The following is an 18,235-nucleotide window of genomic DNA, read 5'->3' as shown; positions in this document are numbered from 1 at the left end:
CACCTGGGTGACACAACAGAAAAGCCACAATCCCCGATCTTGGGAACTGTGGCTCTGACCTGCTACAACAGTGTCGGGACGGCGGGATTTGAACCCACGACCCCTTGACCCCCAGTCAAGTGCGCTGCCAAACTGCGCTACGTCCCGTTGCCCTGGTCTCCCTGGGCACACCCAAACCTTAGCGCAGATTCCGCCCTCGTGCGTACACGAACCGCGCCGGTGGGCCTAGGCTGGCGATCATGGGGCGGAAGGCGCGCATCGACCAGGAAGAACTCGTCCGGCTGACGGCCGAAGGGTGGACCAATGCCCGTCTGGCCGAGCACTTCGGTGTCACGGAGTCGGGCGTCCTCCAGGCGAAGCGGGCCGCCGGCCTGTCCAAGCCGATGACGGACCACAGCCGCGCTCTGCCGTGGAAGCTCCGGCGCGAGCACAGCCAGAGCGGCCCCGCCACCAATCTGCGGAGCCTCTCCGCCGCCGCCCAGGGTCGCCCGATCCCCAAGGAAAGGCTCAACACCGCCCTGCGGTGGGCGAACCGGCTGGTCGACAACGGGCTCGACATCGCCTACGACCCGGAGCGGGGCTTCCACGAGGTGCCCGCAGGGAACGACTCGCACATCGCCCGGGTTCTCGCCGAGGCCCGCGAAGCCACGGACGCGGCAGGCACCACGCCCTGACCGTACGGCTCACACATCGTCGCGGGGCAGGGGCGTGGTCTCCTCGCGTACGTGCACATGGCGCTCGCCCGGGTGGACGACGGTGTGCGACTGGGTCTCCTGGACGTGGACGTGCGGCTCGGCCGCCGGGTCCACGGTGTACATCGTGTCCGGCTCGATGGTCTCCACCATCTCCTCCGTCCGTGGACGGCGGGTGTAACGGCCCGTCAGCACCATGCCGACGACCCCCACGGCCATGAGAATCCAGCCGATCATTTGAAGGTCGATTCCAGGAACGTCCCATTTGACGGCGAACGCGAGAACCGCGCCGACCGCGATGAAGGCGAGACTGGCCCCGAAGCCCATGGCTACCTCCTCTGCTGGTCAAACGGCCCTTTACCCCCAGAATCCGCGATTACGCAAGGCGTGAAGGCCGCATTCCCGGGCAGTGCGGATGAACAACGCAATCACCCCTGGAGGCAGAAATGACCGCCGTAGCATGGGTGGCCGTCGTGATCGTCGCCGTGCTGGTGATCCTGGCAGTCGGCTACCTGATGTCGGCCCGCAACCGCCGGCGCCACCTGCAGGACCGTTTCGGGCCCGAGTACGAACGGGCGGTGCGGGAGAGCGACAGCCGTAAAGAGGCCGAGCAGGAACTGCTCGCCCGCGAGGAGCGCCACGCCACGCTGGACATTCGCCCGCTCGACCGGCAGACCCGGGAGCAGTACGCGAGGAAGTGGACCGAGGTGCAGGAGCGGTTCGTGGACGCTCCCGGCTTCGCCGTGACCGAGGCGGACGCGCTTGTCACCGCGGTGATGGCCGAGCGCGGCTATCCCACGGACGAGTTCGAGCAGCGTCTGAGCGACCTGTCGGTGGCCCACGCCGCCACGCTCGACCACTACCGCAAGGCCCACGACGTCAGCAGCCGCGCCGCCCGGCAGGAGGCCACCACCGAGGAGCTCCGCCAGGCGATGGTCCACTATCGCGCCCTGTTCCAGGAGCTTCTCGGCGACGGCGCCGACGTTCCCCCGAACGACCACGACGACGCCACGGACGGCTACGACGGCGCCCCAGTGAACGGCCACCACGCGGATGTACGGAAGGCGGAGCGATGACCATGCGGACGAACAGGCACGACGAGCGCGACGACATCACCGAGCGGCCGACTCCCGAAACCCCGGAACCCCTCGAGGAGGAGGCGCGCAGGGAGAAGGCCGTCGCGGACGCCGGACGCGACGAGCACGAGGGTCCCGGCCCGGTCTACTCCCCCGGCGACGCGTACGCCCCCGGCTACCCGGGCGGCTCGGCGCACACGAATGGCACAGTCGGCACCGATGGCGCGGCAGACGCGGACGGCGACGGGTCTCGCTTCCGGGAGCCGTACGGCCAGGCGGGCGACGACGTCCTCACGTCGCCCGAGACCGGCGGCAGGCACACGGCGGACGACGACCGCCTCGTCGCGGGCGGCCGCGCGGACGACCCCACCGAGTCCCTCACCGAGCGATCCGGCGACGTCGCGACCGGCACATACGGCACCCACGGCGACCCCGCGGACCGCGGGGACCGCGACACGGACGGCAGCGCCACCACCGCCACCACCGGCACCACCACCGGCACCACCACCGGCACGACCACCGGCACGACCACCGGCACGACCACCGACGACAGGGTGGACGGCCCGGTGGCCTACCCCACCACCACCGCCGCCCTCGCCGACAACGACGACGACGACGAGACGTTCGACAGCCGGTGGCGTGAGATCAAGACGGGCTTCGTCGACGATCCCCGTCAGTCGGTCGAGCAGGCGGACGCACTGGTGGAGGAGGCCCTGTCGGCCCTCACCAGCCGCCGTCAGGCGGTGCTCGACCAGTGGAAGGACGACGAGCGGGGCGACACCGAGGCGCTGCGCCTGGCCCTGCACGAGTACCACGCGTTACTTGCCCATCTGAACCGGAAGTGAGGTAACAATGCTCGCCATCGCCGCGGCGGTCGTCTTCGGGATCGCCTTCCTCCTCGATCTTCTCAACGCGAGCATCGGCATCGGCCTGACCGCGCTGCTCGCCCTCGGCCTGTGCCTGCTGTCCCTGCACCAGGCCGGCGTCGGCACCGCCGGGGTGAACTCCTGGCGCGGCGGCTGGCGGGGCGGACGCGTCCGTCGCTGACCCTCGCGTCGTCCCCCACAACCTGAAAACGCGAAGCGGTCTCGCGGGTGAACTCGCGAGACCGCGGAGCCGTAAAACCCTAGAGCCGTAGAACCCCCAGAGCCGTAAAACCGCAGAGCCCTAAAAACCGCAGCCGTAAAGAGCCCCGCTCCCGCCCCCGTCTGACGGCCCGTGAACGTCCTCGGATCCGTGAAACCGGCGAACGCCGTCCCTGTTCGCTCGTGCCGAAAACCAGGCGTGGGTGAGCTAGCTGCTCATATAGCGTGTTCGGCATGATTTTGCCCTTCCCGCGACGCTTTCCTGGACCACCGCCGTGCTGAGCCGTCTGCTCCGCACGTTCCTGCGGCCCTACTCCCCCGCGCTCGCGGCGGTGGTGCTGTTCCAGCTCGTCGGCACCATCGCCTCCCTCTACCTGCCGAGCCTGAACGCCGACATCATCGACCAGGGGGTGGCCACGGGCGACACCGGCTACATCCTGGCCACCGGCGGCTGGATGCTGACCGTGTCCCTCGTGCAGATCGCCTGCTCGATCGCGGCGGTCTATTACGGCGCGCGGGTCGCGGCGGGGTTCGGCCGGGATGTCCGGTCGGCGGTCTTCCACCGCGTGAGCGGCTTCTCCCAGCGGGAGGTCACCCAGTTCGGGGCTCCCTCGCTGATCACCCGCAACACCAACGACGTGCAGCAGATCCAGATGCTCGTGGTGATGACCTGCACGATGCTGGTCGCCGCGCCCATCATGGGGGTCGGCGGCATCATCATGGCCCTGCGTCAGGACGTCGGGCTGTCGTGGCTCATGCTGGTCTGCGTCCCTGTGCTGCTGGTCTCGATCGGGCTGATCGTCTTCCGCATGGTCCCGCAGTTCCGCGCCATGCAGAGCCGAATCGACGTGGTGAACCAGGTGCTCCGCGAGCAGCTTTCCGGCATCCGCGTGGTGCGGGCGTTCGTGCGGGAGCGTGAGGAGGCCCGCCGGTTCGCCACGGCCAACGACGAGCTGACCGGCACGGCGCTGCGCGTCGGGCGGCTGACCGCGCTCATCTTCCCCACCGTGATGCTGATCCTGAACGCCTCCAGCGTCGCCGTGCTGTGGTTCGGCGCCGCCCGGGTGGACAGCGGCGAGATGCAGGTGGGCGCCCTCACCGCGTTCCTCATGTATCTGATGCAGATCCTCATGTCGATGATGATGGCCACCTTCATCTCGATCATGATCCCGCGCGCCGCGGTCTGCGCGGAGCGCATCACCGAGGTGCTGGACACCGAGTCGTCGGTGCGCCCGTCCGACGATCCCGTACGCCACGTGGACCGCCGGGGCGAGCTGGAGCTGCGCGACGTCGGTTTCCGCTATCCGGGCGCGGAGGCGCCGGTGTTGTCCGGCATCTCCTTCCGGGTGGCCGCGGGGCAGACCACGGCCGTCATCGGCAGCACCGGGTCGGGGAAGACGACGCTGGTCTCGCTGGTGCCCCGGCTGTTCGACGCGACGTCCGGCGCCGTGCTGATCGACGGCGTCGACGTGCGCGACCTCGATCCCCAGATGCTCTGGACGCGCATCGGCCTGGTGCCGCAGAAGCCCTACCTGTTCTCCGGCACCGTCGCGAGCAACCTGCGCTATGGCAATCCGGACGCCACGGACGAGGAGCTGTGGGAGGCGCTGGAGGTGGCCCAGGCCCGCGACTTCGTCGAGGCGATGCCCGAGGGCCTGCAGGCCCCGATCTCCCAGGGCGGCACGAACGTGTCCGGAGGGCAGCGCCAGCGCCTGTCGATCGCCCGCGCGCTGGTCGCCAAGCCGGAGATCTACCTGTTCGACGACTCGTTCTCGGCGCTCGACCTGGCCACCGACGCCAGGCTGCGCGCCGCGCTGCGCCCGCACACGGCCGGCGCCGCCGTGGTGATCGTCGCCCAGCGGGTCTCCACCATCGCCGACGCCGACCAGATCGTCGTGCTGGACGACGGCGTCATCGCCGGCATCGGCACCCATGACGAACTGCTCGGCACCTGCCCGACGTACGTCGAGATCGTCGAGTCCCAACTGACCGCGGGGAGTGCGGTATGACCAACCGGCCCACGGCACCCGTACGACCCCGGCCCGGGGGTGGCGGCTTCGGGCCCTTCGGCGGCGGGCAGATGCCGGCGGAGAAGTCGATGAACTTCGGCCCCTCCGTCCGGCGGCTACTGCGCCGGCTGAGCCCGGAACGGCCGAGGCTCGTGGCCGTGATCGCCCTCGCCGTGATCAGCGTGGTGTTCTCCGTCATCGGGCCGAAGCTGCTCGGCCGGGCGACCGACGTGATCTTCAGTGGTGTGATCGGCGGACGGCTGCCCGCCGGGACGACCAAGGAGCAGGCCGTGGAGGGCCTGCGCGCCTCGGGTCACGGCGACTTCGCCGACATGCTCGCGGGGATGGACGTCGTCCCCGGTCAGGGCGTCGACTTCGGCGCGCTGGGCACCGTCCTGGCCTGGGTGCTGGTGCTGTACGTCGCGGCGTCGCTGTTCATGTGGCTGCAGGGCCGGCTGCTCAACGACGTGACGCAGCGCACGGTGTTCCGCCTCAGGGCCGACGTCGAGGACAAACTGCACCGGCTGCCGCTGAAGTTCTTCGACGGCCAGCCGCGCGGCGAGCTGCTCAGCCGGGTCACCAACGACATCGACAACGTGTCGCAGACCCTGCAGCAGACGCTCAGCCAGCTGCTGAGCTCGCTGCTCACCGTGATCGGCGTGGTGGTCATGATGTTCGTGATCTCGCCGCTGCTCGCGGTGATCGCGCTGGTGACGATCCCGGTCACGATGATCGTCACCGGGCAGATCGCCAAGCGTTCACAGAAGCAGTTCGTCGCCCAGTGGGCCCACACGGGCACGCTGAACGCCCACATCGAGGAGGCGTTCACCGGTCACGAGCTGGTGAAGGTCTTCGGGCGGGGCCCGGAGGTCGAGCAGGTGTTCCGGGAGCGCAACGAGGCCCTTTACAAGGCGAGCTTCGGCGCCCAGTTCATCTCCGGGATCATCATGCCGGCGATGATGTTCATCGGAAACCTCAACTACGTCGCCATCGCGGTCGTCGGCGCCGTACGGGTGGCCAACGGGTCGATGAGCCTGGGCGACGTGCAGGCGTTCATCCAGTACTCCCGGCAGTTCACCCAGCCGCTGACCCAGGTCGCCTCGATGGCCAACCTGCTGCAGTCGGGGGTGGCCTCCGCCGAGCGGGTCTTCGAGTTGCTGGACGCCGAGGAGCAGGAGCCCGACCCGGCCGGCCCGGTGCTGCCCGCGACCCGGCGGGGGCGCGTCGAATTCGAGCACGTGTCCTTCAGGTACGACCCCGAGCAGCCCCTCATCGAGGACCTATCGCTGGTGGCCGAGCCCGGGCACACGATCGCGATCGTCGGCCCGACCGGCGCGGGAAAGACCACGCTGGTCAATCTGATCATGCGCTTCTACGAGCTGGACGCGGGCCGCATCACCCTCGACGGCGTCGACATCACGGCGATGCGCCGCGAGGACCTGCGCTCCCAGATCGGCATGGTGCTCCAGGACACCTGGCTGTTCGGCGGCACGATCCGCGACAACATCGCCTACGGCAACCCCCGGGCGACCGACGAGGAGATCATGGCGGCGGCACGGGCGACGTACGTCGACCGGTTCGTCCGCACCCTCCCCGAGGGGTACGACACGGTGATCGACGAGGAGGGCGGCAACATCAGCGCCGGCGAGAAGCAGCTGCTGACCATCGCCCGCGCGTTCCTCGCCAACCCGTCGCTGCTCATCCTGGACGAGGCGACCAGCTCGGTCGACACCCGCACCGAGGTCCTGGTGCAGCACGCGATGGCCGCGCTGCGCAGCGACAGGACCAGCTTCGTCATCGCCCACCGGCTGTCCACCATCCGCGACGCCGACCTCATCCTCGTGATGGAGGCCGGGAGCATCGTCGAGCACGGCACCCACGACGAGCTGCTCGCCGCCCGGGGGGCCTATCACCGGCTCTATTCGGCGCAGTTCGCCGGCGCCCTGACCGGTGAGGACGCCCCCGCCGCCGAAGTGGGGTGATCGACGCGATTCCCGCCGGGCCGCCGGTCCGGCCCGGCGGGCCGCCGTGACGCCGCCTTCCCGGAAGGGCAGCCGCCGAAGTGTTCGGCGCTCACGAGCGGGCGGACAGCGTGAACTCCTTGCGCGGCTCCTCGATGGCCCCGAGCGAGACGATCTCGCGGGGGAAGAACAGCCCGAGCGTCCAGTCCATGAGGATCCGGGTCTTCTTGTTGAACGTCGGCATCCGCGTCAGGTGATAGGCGCGGTGCATCAACCAGGCGGGGAAGCCGCGAAGCTCCTGCCCGTAGATCTGCGCGACCCCCTTGTAGAGTCCCAGGCTCGCCACCGACCCCGCGTACTTGTGCCGGTAGGGCCGCTGCACCTCCGCCCGCAGCGCCGCGAGGAGGTTGTCGGCCAGCCTCCTGGCCTGCCGTACGGCGTGCTGGGCGTTGGGCGGGCAGAACTCGCCCGGCCGGGTCAGGTCGGGGACGGCGGCGGAGTCGCCCGCGGCGAAGGCGAAGTCGGTGCCGTGCACGCGCAGGCAGGCATCGACTCTGATCCTGCCCTTCTTTTCCAGGGGCAGGTCGCCCGCGGCGACCAGCGGATTGGGCTTGACGCCGGCCGTCCAGACCAGGGTGTCGGCGTCGAACTCGTCGCCGTCGCTCAGCACGATGTGGCAGTTCTCCGCGGACTTCAGCAGCGTGTTCATGCGGATCTCGATGCCCCGCTCGCGGAGCTGGAGGGCCGTCCACTTGCCCATGTCCGGGCCCACCTCGGGCAGGATGCGGTCGGTGGCCTCCACCAGCACCCAGCGCATGTCCTCGCGGCGCAGCCCGGCGAAGTATTCGATCGCGCCCGACGCCATGTCCTCCAGCTCGGCCAGCGCCTCCACGCCGGCGTAGCCGCCGCCGACGAAGACGAAGGTGAGGGCCCTGCGGCGGACCTCCGGGTCCGGCGTGGACGCGGCGATGTCGAGGCGGCCGAGCACGTGGTTGCGCAGGGCGATGGCCTCTTCGATGGTCTTGAAGCCGATGCCGTGCTCGGCCAGGCCGGGCACCGGCAGAAGCCGGGAGATCGAGCCCGGCGCGATGACGACGTAGTCGTAGTCGATGGTGAGGCCGGGCCCCTCGTGCGGGGTGAACTCCGCCTTGCGGTCGCCCAGCCGCACCTGGGTGATCCGGCCGCTGAGGATCTGGCACCGCTTCAGCACCCGCCTGAGCGGGACGACGACGTGCCGCGCCTCGATGTTCCCCGCGGCCGCCTCCGGCAGGAAGGGCTGGTAGGTCATGTAGGAGTCGAGGTCCGCGACGGTCACGAGCGCCTCGCCACGGCGGAGCCTGCGCTGCAGGCGGAGTGCTGTGTACATGCCGACGTATCCGCCGCCGACGATCAGAATCCGTGGGACAGCCATGGCTGTCCCCTACCCCTAGGCGACGAGGAAACGCATCGTCACCGTGGTTCCGCTGGGACCGGTGGTGACGTGAAGGTCGCTGCTCAGCATGCGCGCGACCCACAGCCCCATGCCGCTGGTCGCGTCCTCCGGAGGCGGGTCGTGGCCCGGCTCGCCCTCCGGACGCCAGTCGCGGCCGTCGTCGTGCACGGCGACCACCACGGCCCTCCCGTCGCTCCGGATGCCCAGCCGGGCCTTCGTCGACCCGTGGGTGACCGCGTTGGTGGCGACCTCGTTGAGCGCGACCAGGAAGTCGCCGATCGCGTCCTCGGGCAGGCCGCGACGCAGCGCCTCGGCGGCGGCGAACTCCCGCAGGTCGGGCAGATCGGCTAAGGAGAAGGCACGCTCTCTTGCCGCTCGGGTGACGTGCGCGGGAACGCCGTCATCTTTCACCCGGTACACGCCTCCCGCCGGAAATCTGGCCGTCTCAGGGTCTTTGGGCTATGGGCAGGACGAAGATACCCCGGGACACCGCCGTGGCACAGACGGTGTCCCGGGCATCGCCGCATCCTCTCATCCCGCGACGAGCTCCGCCCGGAGCTGGTCGAGGGTCTTGCGGAGGATCCGTGAGACGTGCATCTGCGATATGCCGAACTCCGCCGCGATCTCGGCCTGCGTCATGTTGCCGTAGAAGCGCAGCAGGAGGATGTTCTTCTCCCGCTCGGGGAGAAGGTCGATGAGCGGCTTCAGCGCCTCGCTGTCCACCAGGGTGTCGAGCGCGTCGTCCTCTTCGGGGATCACGTCGCCGAGCGCGGCGGCGTCGTCGTCGGCGCCGATCGGCGCGTCGAGGGAGAGCGTGCTGTACGCCGCGGAGGCGTCCATGGTGAGGAGCATGTCCTCCTCGGACAGCCCCATCTTCTTGGCGAGCTCCGCGACGGTGGGAAACCGGCCCAGCTCCTGGGTCATGTCGGCGACGTGCCGGTTGAGCTCGGCCCGGCGCTCCTGGTAGAGGCGGGGCACCCGCACGGCCCAGGTGCGGTCGCGGAAGTGCCGCTTGACCTCGCCCGTCATGGTGACCATGGCGTAGCCGCGGAAGCTGTGCCCGAGGGTGGGGTCGAAGCCGTTGATGGCCTTCATGAGGCCGACGTACGCGGCCTGGAGGAGGTCCTCCATCGGCTCGCCGCGGTTGAGGTACCGCCGGGCGATGTCCCTCGCCATCGGGCGGTGCATTTCGACGATCTTCTCGCGGAGGCGTTCCCGCCGCTCCTCGGACAGTCCGTCCTCGACCAGTTCGGCCAGGAGCTCTTCGGCGGTCGGATTGCTGGCGGTCTCTGCACGGACCTCGGCAGCCATCTGCGCAGTCCCCTCGTATTTTCTCGCGAGGGCGCCTACGCCTGGGGTGACCACGCAGAAGGCACGCCTCGCTACAGTATCGAGACGAGGCCCTCTGCTGGACCTCTGCATCAGTATATTGCCGCAAAATCGGGAGTATCACCACCCCCTCGGCACCAGTAATGTTGCCGCAGAGGAGGCGCGAGGTGTCTGACAACGGACTGCTGTCCCTGACGTCCAGCATGGCGGGGGACATCGTGGTGATCCATGTGAACGGCGTCCTCGACGCCACGACTCGTGAGCAGTTCTCGGACTACCTGGACGCGGCGGCCGACGACCACGGCCCCGACATGGTGCTCGACCTGGGCGGCGTGACGTTCATGGACTCCCGCGCGCTGGGCCTGATCGTGCACCACTGGCAGCGCTCGACCGCGGCCGGCGGCAACTTCGCGCTGATTTCGGTGCAGTATCCGAACTCCAAGGTGATGTGGGTGACCGGACTGTCGGAGCGGCTGCCCCTGTTCGACACCCTCGACGAGGCCCTCACCGCGTTCGCCGCCTGAGCCCGCCCCGCCCTCTGGCCGGCGCAGCCCCGCCGGCGCGTACGGCTCCGCTCAGGCCGGGGCGGCTCCGCCGTGCTTCTGCTGGTGCTCGGTCACCAGGAGCCTGGCCAGGTCGGCCACCTTGACCTGGTGGTGCTGCGACACCCGCCTGAGCTCATCGAACGCCTCCTCGGCCGAGCAGCCGCTCTTCGACATGATGATGCCCTTGGCCTGGTCGATCACCGACCGGCCCGCCAGCGCCTCCTGCATCTGCGCCGCGCCGGTCAGGACGTCGTCGAACTCCCAGATGTTGGCCAGCGCCACGGTGACCTGCTCGCGCAGCAGGGCCATGAGCGGGCCGCCGGAGCTGAACACGCCGGGGCGCACGCCGTACAGACCGATGATCACGACGGCGCCCTCCACGGCGATCGGCACGACGAGCACCGAGCGCACCCCGTGCCGTACGGCGGTGGCGGCGTAGCGGGACCAGCGGGTCTCGCGCATCACGTCGGGGATCGCCATCGGGCGCCCGGTGGACAGCGCCTCCCTCGACGGGCCCTCGCGCAGGTCGCGTTCGCGGTCGATGAGCAGGGTGAGCTCGCTGTGGGAGGCGGCCAGCAGCACCCGCTCCTCCATCCACAGCTCGGCGGTGCCGCCGGCGCAGCCGGGGACGCCGCGCGCGACCGCCTCGGTGATGCCCCGCAGAACGCTCTCCGCCGACGTGCCCTCCGTCACACGGCCCAAAGCCGCGAGGTCACGGGCGAGAATGGATGTCGTCTCCATGGTAGAAAGACCATTCCCATAGTTTTCGGGTTAATCCAGCTGGATCGATTAGACCCGGGGTTTGGCGTAGCGTCTACGTCGAGAGAGGGGGGCAGCTTGCCCGACACCGCCGAGCTCGAGCGCGCGTTGAGTGGGCTCGCCGACCGCATCGCCACCCTACGGGAAGATCCTGATCCGGGTGCGATGCTACGGGAGCTGGACTCCGCCGAAGAACTCGTCCGCAAGGCCCTGAGCGAGCTGGCGCGCAGCCGCAGGCGCAGGGACGGCGGCAGTCAGCGCGAGCAGAAGCTGCTGCGCCAGGTGTTCCGGGCGCTGCCCATCCCCGTGGTCATCATGGACACGGGCGGCACGGTGCGCCGCATCAACAACGAGACCACGCGCCTGCTCGGCAGCCCCGCCGGCTATCTCATCGGCCGCGCCTTCCCCCTGCTCGTCGACGTGACCGCCCGCGCGGCGTTCCGGCAGCGCTTCGCCGCCGTCCTCCACGGAGAGGACAGCGCCTCGTTCCTGACCCGGCTGGCCCACCAGGGCCGCGCCCACACCGTACGGCTGGTGCTGAGCCGCCTGCACATGCCGGGCGAGCCGCAGGAGATGATCGCCGGGGTCGTGCTGCCCACCGAGGTCCAGCTGCCCGAGCCCGCCGTACAGGGGGGCGTGCCCGACGACGCGGCGGTCCTTGCGGCGGCCAGGCGGCACGAGCTGCTGTCGCGGCTGACCGCGCTGCTGCTGGACGAGGAGAGCCTGCGCGAGCCCGTCGCCCTGCTGCGGGCGGCCCGCCTGCTGGCCGCCGAGACGGCCGACTGGGTGATCGCGGACGTCGCCAGGGACGGCGGCCTGGTGCGCACGGTCGTCATCGGGCCGAGCGACCAGCCGGTCGGGCGGCTGCAGCGGGCGGTCGAGGAGGCCCCGCCTGCGCTCGCGCCGGTCGTGGAGCAGGTGATGACCACACAGAGCGGCGTCGTCCACGAGATGCTGACCGACGACTCCCTGCTCGGCGGCGACGTGCTCCAGGCGATGCGCGCGGGCTCGCTGCTCAGCGTGCCGATCCGCGCCGACGGCGAGGCGCGCGGCGTGCTCACGCTGGTGCGGCTGCGCGACCGCCCGCCGTTCGGCCTGGCCGACCTGGGCCTGCTGGAGGAGATCGGCCTGCACCTCGGCCTGGCGATGCGGGCCCAGCAGGGGTTCCAGCGCCGGGCCCACGCCGCCGACACCCTGCAGACCGGCGTGCTCCCCCGGACGCTCCCCGAGATCCCCGGCTTCGAGATCGCCGCCGCCTATCACCCCGGCTCCGGCATGCGCGCCATCGGCGGCGAGTTCTACGACGTGTTTCCCGTCAAGAACGGGTGGGGCTTCGTGATCGGCAGCGCGGCCGGGCGCGGCGAGGAGGCGGCCGCCGTCACCGCCATGGTCCGCAACGGCCTGCGCGTGCTGAGCGTGTGGGAGGACGACCCGGGGCAGGCCCTGCGCAAGGTCAGCGACGCCCTCGTCGTGCAGAACACGGGGATGTTCGTGATGGCCGCCGCGGGCTTCGTACGGGGCCGCAAGGTGCGGCTCGCCTCGGCGGGGCACCATCCCGCGGCGCTGATCCAGCCGGGCGGCGGCGTCCGGTTCTCCGAGGGAGGCGGCGTCCCGCTGGGCTTCGAGGAGGGCTCGGTGCCCGCGACGGAGGAGCTCACGCTGTCGGCCGGGGAGACGCTCGTCCTCTACAGCGACGGCGTGGTGGGCTCCCAGAGCCCGGCCGGGGACAACTACGGCGAGCAGCGGCTCACGGAGGCGCTCGCCCGCTGCTCCGGGCAGCCCCCCGGCGCGGTCGTCAAGGCCATCGAGGAGGACCACCAGGCCTTCTGCGGCAGCCACGCGGTCGACGAGATCACCGTCCTCACGCTGCGCCGATCCCGCTGACGGGATGTTCCCCCGCCCGCCTCGCCGGGATGGGCGGGCCGAGGCGGATGCGATGCATGGCGGCGAGCGGCCCGGGGTGGTTTGTAGGGTCGGATCGGCGGCTACCTGGGCATATGTCAGGAAGAGGGCGGCTGCCGTCAGGGGGCCGGCCGCCGCGCCGGGCCTGCGGACGTGCGCATGATTTTTCCCGATTAGGCGTTTAGCGCGAATCAGAGTAAGGTAAACATCATCTACATCGTGCCTAGGACGCAGGCACACCCTTTCAGACGCCTTCCTGTCTTGAGGTGTGCCATGGATATCGCCATCGTCTCCGCGCACGAACTGACTCCCGACACTCCCGCCATCGCCCGTGAGCTGGGCCGGGGCCACCGCGTCACCGTCTACACCCGCTCGAAGGTGCAGGGGGACGGCGTCGAGCACGTGCCCGCCGGGCCCGACATGGAGCTGTCGGAAAACGACCTCCTCCCCTACATCCCGGACTTCAGCGACGGCCTGCGGCGCCGGTGGCGGGAGCACCGCCCCGACATCATCCACGCCTACTCGTGGTCCAGCGGCCTGGCCGCCATCGCCGGTTCCGAGGGCCTGGGCGTGCCGGTCACCCAGACCTTCCACAGCCACTACGACGACAGCCTGAGCGCCGCGCCGGTGCGGCGGCTGGAGTGCGCGATCGGCCGCCGGGCCAGGGCGGTTATCGCCGCCTGCGCCGACGAGGAGTCCGAGCTGATCCGGATGGGCGTGCCGCGCCGCAACATCTCGGTCGTCCCGCACGGCGTGGACATCGAACGCTTCCGCCGCCAGGGCCCCGCCTTCCCGAGGGGTGAGCGGCCCCGCCTCCTCCACGTGGGACACGTGGGCGCCGGCTGGGCCGTGCAGGCCCTGCGTGCCGTGCCGGAGGCCGAGCTCGTGATCGCCGGGGGCGACGACCTGAGCGTCGAGCGGCTGCGCGCCCTCGCCGGGGAGCACGGCGTGACCGACCGCGTGGAGATGCTCGGCATGGTGCCGCACACCGCGATGCCCAAGCTCATGCGCAGCGCCGACCTGGTGCTGTCGCTGCCGCCGACCGTCCCCACGGGCACGGCCGCACTGGAGGCCATGGCCTGCGGCATCCCGGTCATCGCCTCGGCCGCCGGGGCGCACCTCGACTCCGTGGTGGACGGCGTGACCGGCTTCCTGACCCGGCCCGACCGGCCGCTGGAGATCGCCCACCGGATCCGCCGCCTGCTCGGCGACGCCACCCTGCGTACGGCCATCGGCTACGCGGCCGCCGACCGCGCCCGTTCCCGCTATTCGGTCGAGCGAATCAGCATGGAACTGCTCCGCGTTTACGAGAAGACGTGCGCGTAAAAAGGCAAGAGATATTACCGGATTAAGGCAGTTATCTGAGTGAAATGATGTGATTAACTCGGCTCATGTCACGTCATGGGCCTGGTTTAGCGGTGGCGGCGGCGATGCTCATCGCCGCCGCCACCGCCTGTTCGAACGCGGACTCGGTGAAGGTGTTCACCGCCGGAGACGAGTCCGCCGCACAGGGATCGGCGTCCTCCCCCGACTCGTCCGGCGCGCGGCCGGGCAACGCGAACGCGGCGGGGCTGAGCGCGACGCAGACCGCCACCGCGGCCGCCGCACCCGCCGGCGAGGACGCCGGGCAGGAGGCCGAGAAGGCCGCGGACACGACCGGCGACACCACGATCGCGGAGAAGATCGGCGACATCCCCGCGGCCTCGCGTCCCTCCCCCAGCCTGTCCCCCCTTCCGTCTCCCGGCCTTTCGCCCGGACCGCGGGCGACGGCCGGAACCGAGACCGAGCCGCCGATGCGGCTCGCGGAGCCCGTTCGTCCCGCGGACGGGCCGGTCGTGGTGAACGCCGTCGAACCTGAGGACGTGCCCCGGGCCGCCGCCCAGGCGACCCCCGGGGCCGCGCGGGCGTCCTCCCCGCCGCCGAGCAAAGCGCCGAGTAAAGCGCCGAGCGCGCCGGCGAGCACGCCGTCCCGTACGCCGGCGCCCCACTCCTCCGGCGCCGCCGCGACCGGCTGGGGCGCGCCGGCCCTGGCCGAGGACTTCGGCGGGCAGGCGCTGCGCATCACCGGGAACGGCGGCGCGGACCTGTCCGGGACGTCGCTCCAGCGGTACGGCCGATGGGAGGTCCGCCTGCGGGCCGACGCGGGGGCGCTTCCCGCCGTGCTGCTGCAGTCCCCCCGGTCGGGCACCGCCGAGTATGGCAACGCGCGGCGGGGCGGCTCCCGATTCGGCCGGTCCCCCTCTGAGGAATCCCGATACGACGAGCCCGCGTACGACTCCCCCTACGACATGCAGTACGGCTCGCAGTACGACGACTCGTACGGTTCCCAGTCCGGGGAGCAGTACGGGGAGCAGTACGGCGGCTCGTGGCGCGGCGGCCCGCGGGACGACGTTCCGGGATCCGCGCGGTTCCCGGGGACGGACGACACAGGGACGGACGGCACGGGGACGGACGGAACGGGGAGCGAGGACGCGGCGATCGGCGTGGCGGCGACCGCGGGCGGGCGCGCGGAGCTCTCCGTCCGGCAGGGCCGCGAACTGGCCCGGGCCGAGCTGGCGGCCGGCTTCACCCAGGGGCATACGGTGACCGTCGACTGGCTGCCCGGCCGGGTGACCTTCTGGCTGGACGGCAGGCAGGTGTGGAACTACACCGGCCCGTACGTCCCCCGGTCTCCACTGGGCCTGGTGCTGCGCAACGACGCCTCCGGCGGCACGGTGTACGTCGAGTGGGTGCGGGTCTACCGGGCCCCGCAGTAGGCTCCGGCTGATCACGTACGTGTGACGGAGACGCGGGGCGGGCGTGGGCGAAGAGCACGGCACGGCCGGGGACTTCCCGGCAGATGCCACGGCGGAGGCCGTCCGGTCGGGCGACCAGGCCGTCTTCGGCGAGCTCGCCGCGCGTCACCGGCACGAGCTGCGGGTGCACTGCTACCGGATGCTCGGGTCGTTCACCGACGCCGAGGACATGGTGCAGGAGACGCTGCTGCGGGCCTGGCGGGCGCGGGAGAGCTTCGAGGGACGCTCGACGTTCCGGGCGTGGCTCTACCGGATCGCCACAAACGCCTGCCTCGACGCGCTGTCCGGCCAGGCCCGCGCCCGCGAGGTGGTCGCGGACGTCGCGGAGCGCCCGGGGCGTCCGGCCGCGGCCGACGTGGCCTGGCTCCAGCCCTATCCGGACGACCTGCTCGACCTGGCCGCGCCGGACGAGGGCGCGCCCGACGCGGCGGCCATCGCCAGGGAGACCGTCGAGCTGGCGTTCCTGGCGGCGATCCAGCACCTCCCGCCGCGGCAGCGGGCCGTTTTGATCCTGCGCGACGTCGGCGGCTGGCCGGTGACCGAGACCGCCGAGGCGCTGGAGATGAGCGTCGCCTCGGTCAAGAGCGCGTTGCAGCGCGCCCGCGCGACGCTGCGCGAGCGGCTGCCCAGGCGGCGGGCGGAGTGGGCCGCGGCCACCCGGCCCAGCCGCGACGAGCTCGACCTGCTGGAGCGTTACGTCACCGCCTCCAGGAACGCCGATCTGCCGGCGCTGGCGGCGCTGCTGCGCGAGGACGTCCTGCAGGCCATGCCGCCCGCCGCCCTGGTGTACGTGGGGCGGGCGGCCGTGCTCGACATGTGGCGTCCGGTGCTGGAGGGCGAGGAGCGCTGGGGCGAGTGGCACTGCGTCCCGCTCGCGGTCAACCGGCAGCCCGCGGTGGCGAACTACGTGCGGCGGCCCGGTGAGACCTCCTACACCGCCGTCAACATCGACGTGCTGTGCGCCGAGGACGGCCTCATCACGGAGATCACCACGTTCGGCCCCGAGCTGCTGCCGCTGTTCGGCCTGCCACTCTCGATCCGGCCCGCCGTTATCGAATCGTGATCCAAGTCGCCCGTCCGGACCGATTCCCTTTCCCCGCCCGCGCCGTCGTACGAGCGTCATCACGGATCACCGGCGGAGAAGGGGAACACCATGGCGGACATCGTCGAGACGACGCAGCCGGACGAGCAGCTCAGGGCGCTCGACCGGCTGGCCGGCATCTGGCGCGTGACCGGCGGCTCGGAGGGCACGGTCACCTACCGCTGGATGGAGGGGGGCTTCTTCCTCATCCAGGACATCCGGCTGGAGCAGGACGGACAGCCGATCACCGGCCTGGAGGTCATCGGCCGGGAGCGGTCCTACGGGGCCGACGGGCCGGGCGAGGACATCAGGTCCCGCTATTACGGCAGCTCAGGCGACACCCTCGACTACGTCTACGAGCTCGACGGCGACACACTCACCATCTGGTTCGGCGCGAAGGGATCTCCGGCCTACTTCCGGGGCACCTTCACCCCGGACGGCGACGCCATGACCGGCCGATGGAACTACCCGGGCGGCGGGGGCTACGAGTCGAACATGACCAGGATCGGATAGCCCGTCACGAGTGGAGCAGGGCCGCCGCCTTCAGCGACAGGTGGAGCAGCAGGCGGTCCTCCCCGTCGGCGAGGTCGAGCCCGGTGAGCCGCCCGGCCTTGCCCAGGCGGTAGTACAGCGTCTGCCGGTGCACGCCCAGCACCGCCGCCGTCTCCTGGACCTGCCCGGCGTGGTCGAGGTAGGTCTCCACGCTCGCCGCGATCCCGGGCGTGAGGGCGGCCGACTCGGCGGCGAGATCGGCCAGGTCGCGCGGGGACAGCCGGGCCAGCAGCCGATAGACGCCGAGCGTGCTCCAGTCGGCCACCGGGGCGTGCCGCTCGACGTGCTCGGCCACCCGCAGCGCCAGCAGCGCCTCCCGCCAGCTCTGCCACGCCTCGCCCGGGTCGTCGCGCGGGCCCCCGACCCCGGCGGCCATGCCGTACAGCTTGCCCAGGAGGCGCGCGACGTGCGCGGCCTGCCCGGCGGGCGCCAGCACCGCGAGCAGCGGCGCGTCCACGGCCGTGTCGATCACGTCCGGGTCGGCCAGCACGCCGCGCGGCAGCGTGCGCGGCGGCCCGGACACCGCCGTGGGCGTCCGCACGGCCACCGCCGTCACCGGTCCCTCGACGTCCACCCGGGCGGTGGCGCGCACCGCGGGGTCGGCCGAGAAGAACTGGCGCAGCGGGGCGTGCCGGCCGCGGGCCTGCCTGGCCAGGAGCGCGGCCGCCTGGGCGACCAGCGGCGCGACGGCGTCCAGCCGCTCGTCGGTGAGCTCCCCGGATTCGAGCGCCCACAGGTAGCCGTAGGTCACCCTGTCGTGCCGCAGCGGCACGCACACACGGCCGAGCAGGCCGAGCAGCCCGGGGATGCGCACCGGGCCCGTCGCGGTGGCGATGCCGTACGCCTCGAAGTGGGCCCTCACCTCGTCGGACGCGTGCCGGCGCAGGATCGACTCCTGCCGCACGCGGTCGATGTCCCCGCTCTGCGCGCCGTACGCGAGCAGGTTGAAGGAGCGGTCCTCCAGTGTCACGGAGGCGTCCAGCAGGCGGGAGATCTCATCGACGATGTCTTGCATGC

Annotated in this window: 18 protein-coding genes and 1 tRNA gene; 12 read left to right on the top strand and 7 right to left on the bottom strand. The window is 71.2% G+C overall.

From position 1 onward, the window contains the following. Positions 1 to 73: 73 nt before the first annotated feature. Positions 74 to 147, bottom strand: a tRNA-Pro gene (locus tag FLX08_RS06645). A gap of 92 nt (positions 148 to 239) precedes the next feature. Here FLX08_RS06645 and FLX08_RS06640 point away from each other — a divergent pair. After that, positions 240 to 674: a hypothetical protein gene (locus FLX08_RS06640; protein ID WP_142617301.1), complete on the top strand. Its 435-nt coding sequence runs from the start codon at positions 240 to 242 to the stop codon at positions 672 to 674. Positions 675 to 683: 9 nt separating this feature from the next. Here the strand turns inward: FLX08_RS06640 and FLX08_RS06635 are convergent, their stop codons facing one another. Then, positions 684 to 1,019 carry a DUF6458 family protein gene (locus FLX08_RS06635; protein WP_142617300.1) on the bottom strand — a complete coding sequence of 112 codons (336 nt, stop codon included), beginning with the start codon at positions 1,017 to 1,019 and terminating at the stop codon, positions 684 to 686. A 119-nt stretch (positions 1,020 to 1,138) separates the two neighbouring features. On the opposite strand from FLX08_RS06635, the gene FLX08_RS06630 reads away from it, so the two are divergent. From FLX08_RS06630 to FLX08_RS06610, 5 genes are all read left to right on the top strand, one after another. Beyond that, a complete protein-coding gene (locus FLX08_RS06630) occupies positions 1,139 to 1,768 on the top strand; it encodes a hypothetical protein (RefSeq protein ID WP_208761289.1) in 630 nt (209 codons plus the stop codon). Beyond that, positions 1,765 to 2,613, top strand: coding sequence for a hypothetical protein (locus FLX08_RS06625; protein WP_142617299.1), 849 nt, complete (start codon positions 1,765 to 1,767; stop codon positions 2,611 to 2,613). Before FLX08_RS06630 ends, FLX08_RS06625 begins: the two co-directional genes overlap by 4 nt. 7 nt (positions 2,614 to 2,620) lie before the next feature. Continuing rightward, positions 2,621 to 2,815, top strand: a complete 195-nt coding sequence (locus tag FLX08_RS06620) for a hypothetical protein (protein WP_030509495.1) — start codon at positions 2,621 to 2,623, stop codon at positions 2,813 to 2,815. A 313-nt stretch (positions 2,816 to 3,128) separates the two neighbouring features. Continuing rightward, positions 3,129 to 4,862, top strand: coding sequence for an ABC transporter ATP-binding protein (locus FLX08_RS06615; protein WP_142617298.1), 1,734 nt, complete (start codon positions 3,129 to 3,131; stop codon positions 4,860 to 4,862). Continuing rightward, complete coding sequence (locus FLX08_RS06610) at positions 4,859 to 6,844, top strand: ABC transporter ATP-binding protein (protein ID WP_142617297.1); 1,986 nt, start codon at positions 4,859 to 4,861, stop codon at positions 6,842 to 6,844. Before FLX08_RS06615 ends, FLX08_RS06610 begins: the two co-directional genes overlap by 4 nt. 91 nt (positions 6,845 to 6,935) lie before the next feature. Here FLX08_RS06610 and FLX08_RS06605 read toward each other — a convergent pair whose 3' ends face one another. The 3 genes from FLX08_RS06605 to FLX08_RS06595 form a co-directional block, all read right to left on the bottom strand. Continuing rightward, positions 6,936 to 8,234, bottom strand: a complete 1,299-nt coding sequence (locus FLX08_RS06605) for an NAD(P)/FAD-dependent oxidoreductase (RefSeq protein ID WP_142617296.1) — start codon at positions 8,232 to 8,234, stop codon at positions 6,936 to 6,938. A 15-nt stretch (positions 8,235 to 8,249) separates the two neighbouring features. After that, the gene (locus FLX08_RS06600) at positions 8,250 to 8,666 is read right to left on the bottom strand and encodes an ATP-binding protein (RefSeq protein ID WP_167530293.1); all 417 of its coding nucleotides are present in this window, start codon (positions 8,664 to 8,666) and stop codon (positions 8,250 to 8,252) included. 120 nt (positions 8,667 to 8,786) lie between these two features. Continuing rightward, positions 8,787 to 9,566 (bottom strand): SigB/SigF/SigG family RNA polymerase sigma factor, encoded by a 780-nt coding sequence (locus tag FLX08_RS06595; protein WP_142617294.1) that lies wholly within the window; start codon positions 9,564 to 9,566, stop codon positions 8,787 to 8,789. 185 nt (positions 9,567 to 9,751) lie between these two features. On the opposite strand from FLX08_RS06595, the gene FLX08_RS06590 reads away from it, so the two are divergent. After that, positions 9,752 to 10,108: an STAS domain-containing protein gene (locus tag FLX08_RS06590; RefSeq protein ID WP_244312455.1), complete on the top strand. Its 357-nt coding sequence runs from the start codon at positions 9,752 to 9,754 to the stop codon at positions 10,106 to 10,108. 51 nt (positions 10,109 to 10,159) lie between these two features. Here the strand turns inward: FLX08_RS06590 and FLX08_RS06585 are convergent, their stop codons facing one another. Further along, positions 10,160 to 10,870, bottom strand: coding sequence for a GAF and ANTAR domain-containing protein (locus FLX08_RS06585; protein WP_142617292.1), 711 nt, complete (start codon positions 10,868 to 10,870; stop codon positions 10,160 to 10,162). 96 nt (positions 10,871 to 10,966) lie between these two features. Between FLX08_RS06585 and FLX08_RS06580 the strand changes: the two genes are divergently transcribed. From FLX08_RS06580 to FLX08_RS06560, 5 genes are all read left to right on the top strand, one after another. Next, complete coding sequence (locus FLX08_RS06580) at positions 10,967 to 12,772, top strand: SpoIIE family protein phosphatase (protein WP_244312454.1); 1,806 nt, start codon at positions 10,967 to 10,969, stop codon at positions 12,770 to 12,772. A 291-nt stretch (positions 12,773 to 13,063) separates the two neighbouring features. After that, positions 13,064 to 14,116, top strand: coding sequence for a glycosyltransferase (locus FLX08_RS06575; RefSeq protein ID WP_142617291.1), 1,053 nt, complete (start codon positions 13,064 to 13,066; stop codon positions 14,114 to 14,116). A gap of 92 nt (positions 14,117 to 14,208) precedes the next feature. After that, positions 14,209 to 15,546, top strand: coding sequence for a glycoside hydrolase family 16 protein (locus FLX08_RS06570; RefSeq protein ID WP_142617290.1), 1,338 nt, complete (start codon positions 14,209 to 14,211; stop codon positions 15,544 to 15,546). 43 nt (positions 15,547 to 15,589) lie between these two features. After that, positions 15,590 to 16,648 carry an RNA polymerase subunit sigma-70 gene (locus tag FLX08_RS06565; RefSeq protein ID WP_142617289.1) on the top strand — a complete coding sequence of 353 codons (1,059 nt, stop codon included), beginning with the start codon at positions 15,590 to 15,592 and terminating at the stop codon, positions 16,646 to 16,648. A gap of 90 nt (positions 16,649 to 16,738) precedes the next feature. Further along, entirely contained in the window at positions 16,739 to 17,179 is a 441-nt protein-coding gene (locus FLX08_RS06560) for a hypothetical protein (RefSeq protein WP_142617288.1), read from the top strand. Between the two features lie 4 nt (positions 17,180 to 17,183). Here FLX08_RS06560 and FLX08_RS06555 read toward each other — a convergent pair whose 3' ends face one another. Beyond that, positions 17,184 to 18,233: a PucR family transcriptional regulator gene (locus FLX08_RS06555; RefSeq protein WP_244312453.1), complete on the bottom strand. Its 1,050-nt coding sequence runs from the start codon at positions 18,231 to 18,233 to the stop codon at positions 17,184 to 17,186. Positions 18,234 to 18,235: the final 2 nt, after the last annotated feature.

The sequence above is a fragment of the Microbispora hainanensis genome, from assembly GCF_006874475.1.
GTDB classification, from domain to species: Bacteria; Actinomycetota; Actinomycetes; order Streptosporangiales; family Streptosporangiaceae; genus Microbispora; species Microbispora hainanensis.
The sequence above is the reverse complement of the archived record's forward strand: the minus strand, read 5'-3'. Positions and strand labels throughout refer to the sequence as shown.

What these genes read in the sequence shown, in the direction of transcription:
- FLX08_RS06640 (WP_142617301.1), top strand. Translation starts at nt 240, where the DNA reads ATGGGGCGGAAGGCGCGCATCGACCAGGAAGAACTCGTCCGGCTGACG.
- FLX08_RS06635 (WP_142617300.1), bottom strand. Translation starts at nt 1,019, where the DNA reads ATGGGCTTCGGGGCCAGTCTCGCCTTCATCGCGGTCGGCGCGGTTCTC.
- FLX08_RS06630 (WP_208761289.1), top strand. Translation starts at nt 1,139, where the DNA reads ATGACCGCCGTAGCATGGGTGGCCGTCGTGATCGTCGCCGTGCTGGTG.
- FLX08_RS06625 (WP_142617299.1), top strand. Translation starts at nt 1,765, where the DNA reads ATGACCATGCGGACGAACAGGCACGACGAGCGCGACGACATCACCGAG.
- FLX08_RS06620 (WP_030509495.1), top strand. Translation starts at nt 2,621, where the DNA reads ATGCTCGCCATCGCCGCGGCGGTCGTCTTCGGGATCGCCTTCCTCCTC.
- FLX08_RS06610 (WP_142617297.1), top strand. Translation starts at nt 4,859, where the DNA reads ATGACCAACCGGCCCACGGCACCCGTACGACCCCGGCCCGGGGGTGGC.
- FLX08_RS06605 (WP_142617296.1), bottom strand. Translation starts at nt 8,234, where the DNA reads ATGGCTGTCCCACGGATTCTGATCGTCGGCGGCGGATACGTCGGCATG.
- FLX08_RS06595 (WP_142617294.1), bottom strand. Translation starts at nt 9,566, where the DNA reads ATGGCTGCCGAGGTCCGTGCAGAGACCGCCAGCAATCCGACCGCCGAA.
- FLX08_RS06585 (WP_142617292.1), bottom strand. Translation starts at nt 10,870, where the DNA reads ATGGAGACGACATCCATTCTCGCCCGTGACCTCGCGGCTTTGGGCCGT.
- FLX08_RS06575 (WP_142617291.1), top strand. Translation starts at nt 13,064, where the DNA reads ATGGATATCGCCATCGTCTCCGCGCACGAACTGACTCCCGACACTCCC.
- FLX08_RS06560 (WP_142617288.1), top strand. Translation starts at nt 16,739, where the DNA reads ATGGCGGACATCGTCGAGACGACGCAGCCGGACGAGCAGCTCAGGGCG.
- FLX08_RS06555 (WP_244312453.1), bottom strand. Translation starts at nt 18,233, where the DNA reads ATGCAAGACATCGTCGATGAGATCTCCCGCCTGCTGGACGCCTCCGTG.